Here is a 12,922-nt window from a genome sequence, read left to right on the forward strand (position 1 = left end):
ATCGATGAAACAGAGATTAGGAAAGTGGCTGGTGGCCGGACTTTTACTGGCTGGCCTCCAGGTACAGGCCGCCGAATCCGATCCGTCTGAGATTCGCATCGGCTATCAGAAAGGTTCGGTCAGCATGGTGCTGGCGAAGTCACATCAGTTACTGGAAAAACGATTTCCCCATACCCGGATTAAGTGGATCGAGTTCCCTGCAGGTCCGCAAATGCTGGAAGCGCTGAATATCAACAGTATCGACCTGGGCAGCACCGGTGACCTTCCGCCGCTGTTTGCCCAGGCCGCGGGCGCGGATCTGCTCTATGTTGGCGCGGAGCCGCCAAAACCCAAAGCGGAAGTGATTCTGGTGCCAAAAAGCAGCCCGCTGAAACAGGTTGCGGATCTGAAAGGCAAGAAAGTGGCTTTCCAGAAAGGCTCCAGCTCTCACAACTTACTGCTGCGCGCCTTACAGCAGGCGGGTCTGACCTTTAAAGACATCACGCCGGTTTATCTCACTCCCGCCGATGCGCGCGCCGCCTTCCAGCAGGGTGACGTTGATGCCTGGGCAATCTGGGACCCCTACTATTCATCGGTGCTGCTGCAGGGAAATTCGCGCCTGCTGATTGATGGCAGCTCCCTTAACCTGACCGGCTCCTTCTATTTAGCGACCCGCAGTTACGCCGAAGCCCATGGCGCGTTTATTCAGCAGGTGCTCGACACCTTCAGTTCTGCTGACGCGCTGACAATCAGCCAGCGTCAGCAGAGCACCACGTTACTGGCGCAGGCGATGGGCTTGCCCGAACCGGTTATCGCCAGCTACCTCAGCCATCGGCCACCCACCCGCATTTCGCCGGTCAGTGCCGAAACTGCCGCAGCTCAGCAGCGCACTGCTGACCTGTTCTATGCCAATCATCTCTTGCCAGTAAAAGTGACGATTCAGGATCGCATCTGGCATCCGCATAACGTGACGCAATAAGGAGCAACAATGAGCGTATCCATTTTCTGGTTCCTGCCGACGCATGGCGACGGCCACTATCTTGGTACCGCCGAAGGGGCGCGACCGGTTGATCACGCCTATCTGCAACAGGTGGCGCAGGCCGCTGACCGCCTCGGTTTTGGTGGCGTACTGATCCCGACCGGCCGCTCCTGTGAAGATGCCTGGCTGGTTGCCGCCTCGCTGATTCCGGTGACGCAGCGCCTGCGATTCCTGGTCGCACTGCGTCCTGGGGTGATTTCACCAACCCAGGCAGCGCGTCAGGCCGCCACGCTGGACCGTCTTTCTAACGGACGTGCGCTGTTTAATCTGGTGACCGGCGGCGATCCGGAAGAGCTGGCGGGCGACGGCGTGTTTCTCGATCACCGCGAGCGTTACGCGGAATCCGCCGAGTTTACCCGCGTCTGGCGTCGGGTGCTGGAAGGCGAAACCGTCGATTATGAAGGCAAGCACGTGAAGGTACGCGGTGCGCGTCTGATGTTTAAACCGGTGCAGCAGCCTCGTCCCCCGCTGTGGTTTGGTGGCTCTTCTGAACCCGCCCAGGAGCTGGCGGCCGAACAGGTCGATGTCTACCTCACCTGGGGCGAACCCCCTGCGCAGGTTAAAGAGAAGATTGATCAGGTGCGTGCGAAAGCGGCTGCCCAGGGACGCACCGTCCGGTTCGGCATCCGTCTGCATGTGATCGTGCGTGAAACCAATGAAGAGGCCTGGCAGGCCGCAGACAAACTGATTGCCAATGTGGATGACGCCACCATCGCGAAAGCGCAGGCGGCGTTCCAGCGGGCAGACTCTGTGGGGCAGCGCCGGATGGCCGCACTGCATGGCGGTCGCCGCGACAAGCTCGAAATCAGCCCTAACCTGTGGGCAGGCGTCGGCCTGGTGCGCAGCGGAGCCGGGACCGCGCTGGTCGGCGATGGCCCGACCGTGGCCGCACGCATCAAAGAGTATGAAGCGCTGGGCATTGAGACCTTTATCCTGTCGGGTTATCCGCACCTTGAAGAGGCTTATCGCGTCGGCGAACTGCTGTTCCCGCATCTTGACCTGCAGGTCCCACTGGTGCCCCAGCCGCGCGTGGTTCAGGCACACGGTGAAGCGGTAGCCAACGATTTTACCCCTGAGAAAAAAGTCGCCCGGGGCTGAGGAGAGCATGATGACCAGAACCCGAAAACGCCTTGCTGATACGCTGGTGCCCTGGCTGCTGCCGACGCTGCTGGTGGTGGTGTGGCAGATTGCCTCGCAAACCGGCTGGTTGTCGACCCGTATTCTGCCCGCACCGGAGAAAATTGTGACCACTTTCTGGCAGCTGACCGCCAGTGGTGAACTCTGGCAGCATCTGGCGATCAGTAGCTGGCGGGCGCTGATCGGCTTCAGTATCGGCGGCTCTATCGGCCTGCTACTCGGGCTGATTACCGGCACCTCCAGAACCGGTGAACGGCTGCTGGATACCTCGGTACAGATGCTGCGCAATGTGCCGCATCTGGCGCTGATCCCGCTGGTGATCCTCTGGTTCGGTATCGATGAGTCCGCCAAAATCTTTCTGGTGGCGCTGGGTACGCTGTTCCCGATCTACCTGAATACTTATCACGGCATCCGCAACATCGATCGCGGGCTGGTTGAGATGGCGCGCAGCTATGGCCTTTCCGGCTGGAGCCTGTTTATCCAGGTGATCCTGCCCGGCGCGCTGCCCAATATCATGGTCGGCGTGCGTTTCGCGCTGGGCCTGATGTGGCTGACGCTGATTGTCGCAGAGACCATCTCTGCCAACGCGGGTATCGGCTATCTGGCCATGAACGCGCGTGAATTCCTGCAGACCGATGTGGTGGTGGTCGCTATTATTCTTTACGCCCTGCTCGGCAAACTGGCGGATGTCGCTGCGTTGTTGCTTGAACGTGTCTGGCTGCGCTGGCATCCCGCTTATCAACTGAAGGAGGAGAACGCATGAGTCAGACTCTCTCACCGGCGCGCCTTAACACCGGTACCCCGGTTGGCGTTAACGGCGTCAGCAAACAGTATGGCAGCCGCACCATTCTGAATAAGATTGACCTGCATATTCCCTCAGGTCAGTTTGTGGCGGTGGTGGGCCGCAGCGGCTGTGGCAAAAGCACGCTGCTGCGCCTGCTGGCCGGTCTCGAACAGAGCTCCAGCGGTGAACTGCTGGCAGGCAATGCGCCGCTGCAGTCGGCACGTGAAGATACCCGCCTGATGTTTCAGGATGCGCGACTGCTGCCGTGGAAAAAAGTGATCGATAACGTCGGACTGGGTCTGCGCGGACGCGAATGGCGCAGCGCGGCGCTGGATGCGCTGGCGGCGGTAGGCCTCGCCGATCGGGCTGATGAGTGGCCAGCCGCCCTCTCCGGCGGCCAGAAACAGCGCGTCGCACTGGCCAGAGCGCTGATCCACCGGCCCGGTTTACTGCTGCTGGATGAACCGCTGGGGGCGCTGGATGCCCTGACCCGCATTGAAATGCAGGGATTGATTGAGTCACTGTGGCAGCAGCATCACTTTACCGTGCTGCTGGTTACGCATGATGTCAGTGAAGCGGTGGTGATGGCAGATCGCGTGCTGTTGATCGAAGAGGGTCAAATCGGGCTGGATCTGCTGGTGGATCTGCCCCGTCCCCGCCGTCGCGGATCGGCGCGGCTGGCCGAGCTGGAAGCGGAGGTACTGGATCGGGTCATGCAGCGTACGGAGCGACCGCAGCCGGTTCGTTTCGCGCAGCAGCGCTAAAAAAGGGGAGTGTCTCAGACACTCCCCTTTTTTATTATCAGGCGTTCAGTGCCCGGGTAATTTTCTCGTAGAGGTCGCCAGAGAGTTTATCCAGCTCCAGCAGCTGCTCCAGCGCCTGGCGCATCATCGCCTGACGGCCTTCGTCATAACGTTTCAGGCGAATCAGCGGCTCCACCATCCGTGCCGCAACCTGCGGATTGCGGGTGTTGAGGTCGGTAAGCATCTCCACCAGGAACTTATAACCGCTGCCATCTTTAGCATGGAAGGCGGCCGGGTTAGCCGAGGCAAAGGCACCCACCAGCGAGCGAACACGGTTCGGATTACTCATGGTGAAGGAGCGATGATTCAGAAGCTGACGCACATTGCGCATCACGTTAGCGGCCGGACTGGTCGCCTGCAGCACAAACCATTTGTCCATCACCAGACCATCCTGATGCCAGCGCTCATCGTAAGCTGCCAGCAGCGCATCACGGCACGGTAACTGTGCCGCAACAGCAGCAGAAAGCGCCGCCAGCGCATCGGTCATGTTGGTCGCCTGGTGATACTGCGTCTGCACCAGTTTATCCGCCAGCTGCGCATCGCTGAAGGCGAGATAGGTCAGGCAGATATTTTTCAGGCTGCGCTGACCTATCGCGTCATGCTCCACGCGGTATTCAGGCTGCTGATTGGCGTTGTAGATCGCAAAAAACTCATCGGCCAGTTCGCGTGCCAGCGTGCGTTGCAGTGCGTCACGCACCAGCGCAATCGCCTGCGGATCGATAGTATCAAACAGCTCGGCAATCTCATTTTCCGACGGCAGCGTCAGGATCAGCGCGGTCAGCGCCGGGTCGCAGTCGGTATCCAGCAGCACCGCGCGGAAGGCATCGGCCACATGCAGCGGCAGTGACAGATGCTGACCCTGCTGATAGCGGGCGACATTCAGACGGATATAGGTCGCCAGCAGGCTCTGAGCCGCATCCCAGCGGGAGAAATCGTTGCGTGCATGACGCATCAGGAAGGTGAGCTGAGCATCACTCCATTTGTAATCAAGCTTCACCGGAGCAGAGAATTCGCGCAGCAGCGACGGCACTGGCTGGAAGTAGACGTTATCGAAAATAAAGGTCTGGAACTCCTCGGTGACATTCAGCACATGATGTACCGGATGACCATTATTCTGCAGCGGGATCACCTTGCCTTCGCCATCGTAGAGTTCAATATCCAGCGGGATATGCAGCGGCAGCTTCTCTTTCTGATCGGCAGTCGCAGGCGTGTGCTGCGTGACGTGCAGCGTATACTGCTCCAGCTCCGGGTTGTAATCGTCGCGCACCGTCAGCACTGGCGTACCGGACTGGCTGTACCAGCGGCGGAACTGCGACAGGTCAACATTTGAAGCATCTTCCATCGCCTGAACAAAATCATCGCAGGTGGCGGCGCTACCGTCGTGGCGATCAAAATAGAGCTTCATGCCCTTCTGGAAGTTCTCTTCACCCAGCAGGGTGTGCATCATACGGATCACTTCTGACCCTTTTTCATACACCGTCAGGGTGTAGAAGTTGTTCATCTCAATGACCTGATCCGGACGGATCGGGTGTGCCATCGGGCTGGCATCTTCGGCGAACTGCGCACCGCGTACGATACGCACGTTATCAATGCGGTTCACCGCGCGTGAACCCAGATCAGAGCTGAACTCCTGATCGCGGAACACCGTCAGTCCCTCTTTCAGGCTGAGCTGGAACCAGTCGCGGCAGGTCACGCGGTTACCGGTCCAGTTATGGAAATATTCGTGACCGATAACCGCTTCAATGCCCAGGTAATCTTTGTCCGTCGCCGTTTCCGCTTTAGCCAGCACATATTTGGCATTGAAGACGTTAAGGCCTTTGTTCTCCATGGCACCCATGTTGAAGAAGTCCACCGCCACGATCATAAAGATGTCGAGGTCATACTCCAGACCGAAACGCTCTTCATCCCACTTCATGCTGTTTTTCAGCGAGGTCATCGCCCAGTCGGCACGGTCGAGGTTACCGCGATCGACGAAGATCTCCAGCGCCACATCACGTCCTGAACGGGTAGTGAAGCTGTCGCGCAGCACGTCGAAATCGCCCGCCACCAGCGCAAACAGGTAGCAGGGTTTCGGGAACGGATCCTGCCACTTCACCCAGCTGCGACCCTGCTCATCCCGGCCGCTATCAATGCGGTTACCGTTGGAGAGCAGGAATGGATAGCGTTCACCATCGGCATAAATGGTGGTGGTAAAGCGCGCCAGCACGTCGGGGCGATCGAGATACCAGGTAATATGACGGAAGCCTTCAGCCTCACATTGGGTGCAGAGCGCCTCGCCCGATTTGTACAGCCCTTCCAGCGCGGTGTTCTGGTCCGGATGAATATCATTAATAATTTTCAGGGTGAAGCTTTCCGGCAGTTGGCTGATGACCAGTGCGCCCTCTTCTTCACGGAAGGCCGTCCAGGCTTGCCCGTCGACCTCCAGCGCAATCAGCGTCAACGCTTCGCCGTCCAGTCGCAGCTCAGCCTGGCTGTCGCCCAGCCGTTTAACCTGGCTGATGGCCGTTACGCGGGTGGTGGACGCATCCAGTTCAAAAGTTAAATCGATATCGGTGATGGTGTACTCAGGCGCACGGTAGTCGTGGCGATACTTGATTTGGGGCTGTTGCGTCATATTGCGTCTCGCGTTGTTATAAGTTTACCGGCAAAGTCTAAGCTTGTTACTACAAGCTTGCCACGCACAATGCACCTAAAGGGTGAAATGGCTACACTTTGTTAACAATGGCACAGATTGGCCTCGACCCGCCCGTCTGAAATATGCTGTGATCGGCTTCAGATAGTGAATTATACTTTTGCGTCTTTATGACTGTGTACAACACCGGGCTCTGCGCCACCGAACAGGATGCTGAAACGCGCCATGACAGGACATGCTTCCCCGATACTGACCTCGCTGCTGGATACGGACGCCTATAAGCTCCATATGCAGCAGGCCGTTTTCCACCGCTATCATGACATAACGGTGGCGGCGGAGTTTCGCTGCCGCGGCGACGAACTGCTGGGTCTCTACGCTGACGAAATTCGTGACGCGATAACCGCAATGCAACACCTGGCGCTGACTGATGATGAAGCGACCTGGTTGTCTCACCTTCCCTTCTTCCGGCAGGATTACCTCAGCTGGTTACGCCAGTTCCGCTATAACCCGGATCAGGTTGAGGTGCGCAATCACCATGGCAAGCTGGAACTCCGTATTCAGGGGCCGTGGCGCGAAGTGATCATGTGGGAGGTGCCGCTGCTGGCGCTGATCAGTGAGATTGTGCATCGTCATCGCACGCCGCAGGTCACTACTCAGCAGGCACTTGACCACTTACATCAGAAACTCGGCGACTTTAAAGGCCAGCTTGCTGACCTTGATATGTCACGCTTCCGCCTGATGGATTTCGGCACCCGTCGTCGCTATTCGCAGGATGTGCAGCAGTCGATCGTCTCAACGCTGAAACAGGATTTTCCGTGGCTGATTGGCACCAGTAACTATGATCTGGCGCGCCGTCTGTCACTGACGCCGGTGGGAACACAGGCGCATGAGTGGTTCCAGGCCTTCCAGCAGATCAGTCCGGTACTGGCCAACAGCCAGCGCGCTGCGCTACAGGCGTGGCTGGATGAGTATGACGATAAGCTGGGCATCGCCCTGACCGATTGCATCGCTATGGACGCATTCCTGCGCGATTTCGGTCCGGTGTTTGCCCGCCGCTACCAGGGACTGCGCCACGACTCCGGCGATCCGGTCGAATGGGGCGAGAAAGCCCTCGCCCACTACCAGAAGCTGGGTATCGATCCGCAAAGCAAACACCTGGTCTTTTCTGACAACTTAAATCTCGACAAAGCGCTGGCGCTTTACCGCCACTTTGGCCAGCGGACGAACGTGGTGTTCGGCATCGGAACCCGCCTCACCTGCGATATTCCGGGCGTGACGCCACTGAATATCGTTATCAAACTGGTGCAGTGCAATGGCAAGCCGGTGGCGAAACTCTCAGACAGCCCGGGCAAAACTATCTGCCAGGATAAAGCCTTTGTCAGAGCCCTGCGAAAAGCGTTTGATCTGCCGCTGGTGAAAAAAGCGAGTTAAACCTCTTCTTATCGGGGCGTTGATGCGCCCCGCCTCTGCTGTAATAAATCTGCTTTCCCCCTGAATTTTGCTTGTTTCCTGAAGACTCGCAAGTAACATAGCAAAACCCCGGATGGGGCAACTTTTTTACTCACTTCTTCTATATAGAGAGATATTTATGAGCGTAGTGCCTGTAGCGGACGTACTGCACGGTCGCGTCGCGGTTGACAGTGAAGTCACCGTACGTGGTTGGGTGCGTACCCGAAGAGATTCCAAAGCCGGTCTTTCCTTCATCGCTGTCTATGACGGCTCCTGCTTTAATCCCGTTCAGGCTGTCGTCAATAATTCTCTGAATAATTATCAGGATGAAGTGCTGCGTCTGACCACGGGCTGTTCCGTTATCGTCACCGGTAAAGTGGTGGCCTCGCCGGGTCAGGGCCAGGCGTTTGAGATTCAGGCGACCCACCTTGAAGTCGTGGGCTGGGTGGAAGATCCCGATAGCTACCCGATGGCGGCGAAACGCCACAGTATCGAGTATCTGCGCGAAGTGGCTCACCTGCGTCCGCGCACCAACCTGATTGGCGCGGTCGCCCGCGTTCGCCACACCCTGGCGCAGGCGCTGCATCGCTTCTTCCATGAAAATGGCTATTTCTGGGTCTCGACGCCGCTGATTACCGCCTCCGATACCGAAGGTGCCGGCGAAATGTTCCGTGTCTCTACGCTGGATATGGAAAACCTGCCGCGTAACGATCAGGGCAAAGTTGACTTCAGCGAAGATTTCTTTGGTAAAGAGGCGTTCCTGACCGTTTCCGGTCAGCTGAATGGCGAAACCTATGCCAGTGCCCTGTCGAAGATCTACACCTTCGGTCCGACGTTCCGCGCAGAGAACTCCAACACCAGCCGCCATCTGGCGGAATTCTGGATGCTGGAGCCGGAAATCGCCTTTGCCTCACTGGATGATGCCGCTGCACTGGCCGAATCAATGCTGAAGTATGTCTTCAACGCGGTGCTGGAAGAGCGTGCCGATGACATGGCCTTCTTTGCTGAGCGGGTAGATAAAGAGGCGGTTGAGCGCCTGCAGCGTTTCATCACCACCGATTTCGCGCAGGTGGATTACACCGATGCGGTTGAGATCCTGATGAACTGCGGTCAGACCTTCGAAAACCCGGTTTCCTGGGGTATTGACCTCTCCTCTGAACATGAGCGTTACCTGGCCGAGAAACACTTTAAAGCGCCGGTGGTGGTGAAAAACTATCCGAAAGACATTAAAGCGTTCTATATGCGCCTGAATGACGATGGCAAAACCGTGGCGGCGATGGATGTTCTGGCGCCAGGCATTGGTGAGATCATTGGCGGTTCACAGCGTGAAGAACGTCTGGATGTCCTGGATGCGCGTCTGGAAGAGATGGGTCTGAATAAAGAAGATTACTGGTGGTATCGTGACCTGCGTCGCTACGGTACCGTGCCACATTCTGGCTTTGGATTAGGCTTTGAACGTTTAATCGCCTATGTCACCGGCGTACAAAATGTCAGGGACGTAATCCCCTTCCCGCGCACCCCACGCAACGCGAGTTTCTGATATTCGGCATTAAATATAAGAAATTCATATATATAACGAGGTCGGCACTGCCGGCCTTTTTTTATTTTTGTAAATTTTGAGTTCTCTCACAAAGTTCCGTGTTTTTTACATTTTGTAATACATATTTTCTTACTGAAACAAGATTACGAGTTTAGTAGCATTTAAGCGCTAGAATTACGGCGGGTGGGATGGAAAGATGCGTGCAGACACAGGAAGACACCAAACTTCGTTCAGGGTTCTGTAAAGATTTCCTGACGGCAGTGGCAGGTGTACAAATAACTCCAATGAGGGTAATGAATAATGATGAAGCGCAATATTCTTGCAGTGGTTATCCCTGCTCTGTTAGTAGCTGGCGCAGCAAACGCTGCAGAAATCTATAACAAAGACGGCAACAAACTGGACCTGTACGGTAAAGTGGATGCGCGTCACCAATTCTCTGATAGCGCTGGTGATGATGGCGATGAGTCTTATGTGCGCTTCGGCTTCAAAGGCGAAACCCAGATTAATGACCAACTGACCGGTTACGGCCAGTGGGAATATAACATTCAGGCGAACAACTCTGAAGGTTCTGACGCACAAGACGACAACAAGACCCGTCTGGGCTTCGCCGGTCTGAAATTCGGCGATGCAGGCTCAATCGACTACGGTCGTAACTACGGTCTGGTTTACGATGCAATCGGCTGGACCGATATGCTGCCAGTATTTGGTGGTGACTGGGGTAACTCAGATAACTTCATGAACGGTCGTAGCGGCGGCCTGCTGACCTACCGCAACACCAACTTCTTCGGTCTGGTTGATGGCTGGGACTTTGCTGCTCAGTATCAGGGTAAAAACGATCGTGACGGTAACAGCGACGGTGTGCGTCGTTCTAACGGCGACGGCTACGCGTTCTCAACTTCTTACACCTCACCAATCGGTGTAGGCATCGTTGGTGCATACAGCAGCAGCGACCGTACTAATGCACAGGCAGCGGGTACTACTGACGCGAATGGTAACGTAATCGGTCAGGGCAAACGTGCAGAGAACTGGGCAACTGCGCTGAAATATGATGCGAACAACGTTTACCTGGCGGCAATGTATGGCGAAGGCCGTAACTCTTCATTTTATGACGCTACCGTACCTAACACCGCCGCTGGCGCTCTCCCTGGCTCAACCACTAATGGCACTGCCTATGTTAACAAAAGCCAGACTATTGAGTTAGTTGCTCAGTATCAGTTTGACTTCGGTCTGCGTCCATCCATCGCATACGTGCAGCAGAAAGGCAAAGATATTGAAGGCGTGGGCGATGCTGACCTGTACAAATACATCGATGTTGGCGCGACTTACTACTTCAACAAAAACATGTCTACCTATGTTGATTACAAAATCAACCAGCTGGATGACGACAACGCACTGGGTATGAACTCAGACGACGTGGTTGGTGTAGGCCTGGTTTACCAGTTCTAATCCTGCTTAAACATGTTGAAAAACGGGGCTACGGTCCCGTTTTTTTATGGCTGTTATTCACCAGAACTCTGTTTCCTCACGCCCTTCTACTCCGCTAAAACGTCTGTACTTCCCCGTCGCGCAATCCGCACCGCAAAATGTATGAATTTGTCTCGCAAACGGTTGGCATTTGCCTGGCCGGACGCTAACCTGAGAGCTCTTTTCGCTAAAGTTCACGCTAATGGACCTGACACATGTTTGAATCGATCTCTGCTGCACCCGCCGATCCTATTCTTGGGCTGGCCGATCTGTTTCGTGCTGACGACCGCCCGGAAAAAATCAATCTGGGTATCGGCGTCTATAAAGACGAAACCGGCAAGACCCCGGTGCTGACCAGTGTTAAAAAAGCTGAGCAATATCTGCTGGAAAATGAAACCACCAAAAACTATCTCAGCATTGATGGTCTGGCTGATTTCGCCCGCTGCACGCAGGCCCTGCTGTTCGGCAACCAGAGTCCGCTAATCACCGCTGGCCGCGCTCGCACGGCTCAGACACCGGGTGGTACCGGTGCGCTACGCGTTGCAGCCGATTTCCTCGCCACGCAAACCTCGGTGAAGCGGGTCTGGATCAGCAATCCGAGTTGGCCGAATCACAACAATGTGTTCAATGCTGCCGGTCTTGAAGTCTGTGAATACCACTATTATGACGCTGCAAACCATACGCTCGATTTCGATGGTATGCTGGCGTCACTGAAACAGGTTCAGCCAGGCGACGTGGTGCTGTTCCATGGCTGCTGCCATAACCCGACCGGTATCGACCCGACCGCCGAGCAGTGGCAACAGCTGGCGGAGCTGTCACAGGCCAACGGCTGGCTGCCGTTGTTCGACTTCGCTTACCAGGGTTTTGCCCGTGGTCTGGAGGAAGATGCAGAAGGCCTGCGTATTTTTGCCGCCTCGCATCAGGAACTGATCGTCGCCAGCTCTTACTCCAAGAATTTCGGCCTGTATAACGAGCGTGTTGGTGCCATCACGCTGGTTGCCGCCGATGCGAGCGTGGCAGATACCGCGTTCAGTCAGGTGAAGTACACCATTCGCGCGAACTACTCCAATCCGCCGGCACATGGCGCCGCCATCGTCGCCACCATTCTGGGCAACGATACCCTGCGTACCATCTGGGAGCAGGAGCTGTCGGACATGCGCCAGCGTATTCAGCGCATGCGCCAGCTCTTTGTAAATACCCTGGCGGAAAAAGGCGCACAGCGCGACTTCAGCTTTATTATTAAGCAGAACGGCATGTTCTCGTTCAGTGGCTTAACCAAAGAGCAGGTCATTCGCCTGCGTGAAGAGTTTGGCGTCTACGCGGTGAACTCAGGTCGGGTGAATGTGGCGGGCATGACGCCAGACAATATGTCGGCGCTGTGCGAAGCCATTGTCGCCGTGCTGTAAGCAGGATGACCGAATTGAAAAATGGGCCTGCTGGCCCATTTTTTATTGCAGGAAAGGATTACTGATGCGTTCATGCCCCAGCGTAGAAATCGGGCCGTGACCGGGCAGAAAAGTGACATCATCGCCCAGCGGCAGCAGTTTCGTGCGGATAGCATCGATTAACTGCTGATGATCGCCCTGTGGGAAGTCTGTGCGTCCCACACCACCATTAAAAATCACGTCACCTGAAATCAGTAACCTTCCTGGCCGATCGAAGAACACCACGTGGCCAGGCGAATGGCCCGGACAGTGCAGCACTTCCAGCGTGGTCAGCCCTACCTGTACGCTCTCCCCCTCTTCCAGCCAGCGATCGGGGGTAAAAGGCGCGCATTCATCAAGTCCGAACATCCGGCTCTGGGTAGGCAACGCTTCCAGCCAGAATGCATCACGCTTTTGCGGTCCGACAATCGGAATCTGCCAGAAGGCAGCCAGCTCGACGGCGGCCCCGACGTGATCAAGGTGTCCATGGGTCAGCAGAATCCGGGAAGGTTTAAGTTTGCATTGTTCCAGCGTCTCTTTGATCAGATCGGCATCGCCGCCTGGATCAACCAGCGCGGCTTCACGAGTGGACTCGCACCAGATAACTGAACAGTTCTGGGCAAACGCGGTAACAGGAATAATGTGGTAATTCATAACGCTCCATGACCGGC

10 protein-coding genes are annotated in these 12,922 nt (G+C 56.2%); 8 read left to right on the forward strand and 2 right to left on the reverse strand.

Annotation, left to right across the window (positions count from 1 at the left end):
• Positions 1–4 precede the first annotated feature (4 nt).
• Genes ACXKZD_RS12700 through ssuB form a run of 4 tightly spaced genes read left to right on the forward strand, consistent with a single transcriptional unit; the run spans position 5 to position 3,703 of the window.
• Entirely contained in the window at positions 5–958 is a 954-nt protein-coding gene (locus ACXKZD_RS12700) for a sulfonate ABC transporter substrate-binding protein (RefSeq protein ID WP_089414406.1), read from the forward strand.
• A gap of 9 nt (positions 959–967) precedes the next feature.
• Entirely contained in the window at positions 968–2,116 is a 1,149-nt protein-coding gene (gene ssuD / locus ACXKZD_RS12705; RefSeq protein ID WP_022625932.1) for an FMNH2-dependent alkanesulfonate monooxygenase, read from the forward strand.
• Between the two features lie 10 nt (positions 2,117–2,126).
• Positions 2,127–2,918 carry an aliphatic sulfonate ABC transporter permease SsuC gene (gene ssuC, locus ACXKZD_RS12710; protein ID WP_010254987.1) on the forward strand — a complete coding sequence of 264 codons (792 nt, stop codon included), beginning with the start codon at positions 2,127–2,129 and terminating at the stop codon, positions 2,916–2,918.
• Positions 2,915–3,703 (forward strand): aliphatic sulfonates ABC transporter ATP-binding protein, encoded by a 789-nt coding sequence (gene ssuB / locus ACXKZD_RS12715; protein ID WP_033771287.1) that lies wholly within the window; start codon positions 2,915–2,917, stop codon positions 3,701–3,703. The genes ssuC and ssuB overlap by 4 nt, the downstream gene beginning before the upstream one ends.
• A 37-nt stretch (positions 3,704–3,740) precedes the next feature.
• Here ssuB and pepN read toward each other — a convergent pair whose 3' ends face one another.
• The gene (gene pepN, locus ACXKZD_RS12720; RefSeq protein ID WP_033766848.1) at positions 3,741–6,356 is read right to left on the reverse strand and encodes an aminopeptidase N; all 2,616 of its coding nucleotides are present in this window, start codon (positions 6,354–6,356) and stop codon (positions 3,741–3,743) included.
• Positions 6,357–6,599: 243 nt separating this feature from the next.
• On the opposite strand from pepN, the gene pncB reads away from it, so the two are divergent.
• The 4 genes from pncB (at position 6,600) to ACXKZD_RS12740 (ending at position 12,233) form a co-directional block, all read left to right on the forward strand.
• A complete protein-coding gene (pncB, locus tag ACXKZD_RS12725; RefSeq protein WP_050679503.1) occupies positions 6,600–7,805 on the forward strand; it encodes a nicotinate phosphoribosyltransferase in 1,206 nt (401 codons plus the stop codon).
• Between the two features lie 157 nt (positions 7,806–7,962).
• Positions 7,963–9,363, forward strand: a complete 1,401-nt coding sequence (gene asnS / locus ACXKZD_RS12730; RefSeq protein WP_033766846.1) for an asparagine--tRNA ligase — start codon at positions 7,963–7,965, stop codon at positions 9,361–9,363.
• Between the two features lie 300 nt (positions 9,364–9,663).
• Positions 9,664–10,809 carry a porin OmpC gene (gene ompC, locus ACXKZD_RS12735; RefSeq protein ID WP_488981647.1) on the forward strand — a complete coding sequence of 382 codons (1,146 nt, stop codon included), beginning with the start codon at positions 9,664–9,666 and terminating at the stop codon, positions 10,807–10,809.
• 233 nt (positions 10,810–11,042) lie between these two features.
• Complete coding sequence (locus ACXKZD_RS12740) at positions 11,043–12,233, forward strand: amino acid aminotransferase (RefSeq protein WP_061704151.1); 1,191 nt, start codon at positions 11,043–11,045, stop codon at positions 12,231–12,233.
• A 42-nt stretch (positions 12,234–12,275) separates the two neighbouring features.
• Here the strand turns inward: ACXKZD_RS12740 and ACXKZD_RS12745 are convergent, their stop codons facing one another.
• Complete coding sequence (locus ACXKZD_RS12745) at positions 12,276–12,905, reverse strand: MBL fold metallo-hydrolase (protein ID WP_111533585.1); 630 nt, start codon at positions 12,903–12,905, stop codon at positions 12,276–12,278.
• Between the last annotated feature and the right edge of the window lie 17 nt (positions 12,906–12,922).

Source organism: Pantoea sp. ABR1s, assembly GCF_057812235.1.

What these genes read in the sequence shown, in the direction of transcription:
- ssuB (WP_033771287.1), top strand. Translation starts at nt 2,915, where the DNA reads ATGAGTCAGACTCTCTCACCGGCGCGCCTTAACACCGGTACCCCGGTT.
- pncB (WP_050679503.1), top strand. Translation starts at nt 6,600, where the DNA reads ATGACAGGACATGCTTCCCCGATACTGACCTCGCTGCTGGATACGGAC.
- ACXKZD_RS12700 (WP_089414406.1), top strand. Translation starts at nt 5, where the DNA reads ATGAAACAGAGATTAGGAAAGTGGCTGGTGGCCGGACTTTTACTGGCT.
- ssuC (WP_010254987.1), top strand. Translation starts at nt 2,127, where the DNA reads ATGACCAGAACCCGAAAACGCCTTGCTGATACGCTGGTGCCCTGGCTG.
- ACXKZD_RS12745 (WP_111533585.1), bottom strand. Translation starts at nt 12,905, where the DNA reads ATGAATTACCACATTATTCCTGTTACCGCGTTTGCCCAGAACTGTTCA.
- ompC (WP_488981647.1), top strand. Translation starts at nt 9,664, where the DNA reads ATGATGAAGCGCAATATTCTTGCAGTGGTTATCCCTGCTCTGTTAGTA.
- ACXKZD_RS12740 (WP_061704151.1), top strand. Translation starts at nt 11,043, where the DNA reads ATGTTTGAATCGATCTCTGCTGCACCCGCCGATCCTATTCTTGGGCTG.
- ssuD (WP_022625932.1), top strand. Translation starts at nt 968, where the DNA reads ATGAGCGTATCCATTTTCTGGTTCCTGCCGACGCATGGCGACGGCCAC.
- asnS (WP_033766846.1), top strand. Translation starts at nt 7,963, where the DNA reads ATGAGCGTAGTGCCTGTAGCGGACGTACTGCACGGTCGCGTCGCGGTT.
- pepN (WP_033766848.1), bottom strand. Translation starts at nt 6,356, where the DNA reads ATGACGCAACAGCCCCAAATCAAGTATCGCCACGACTACCGTGCGCCT.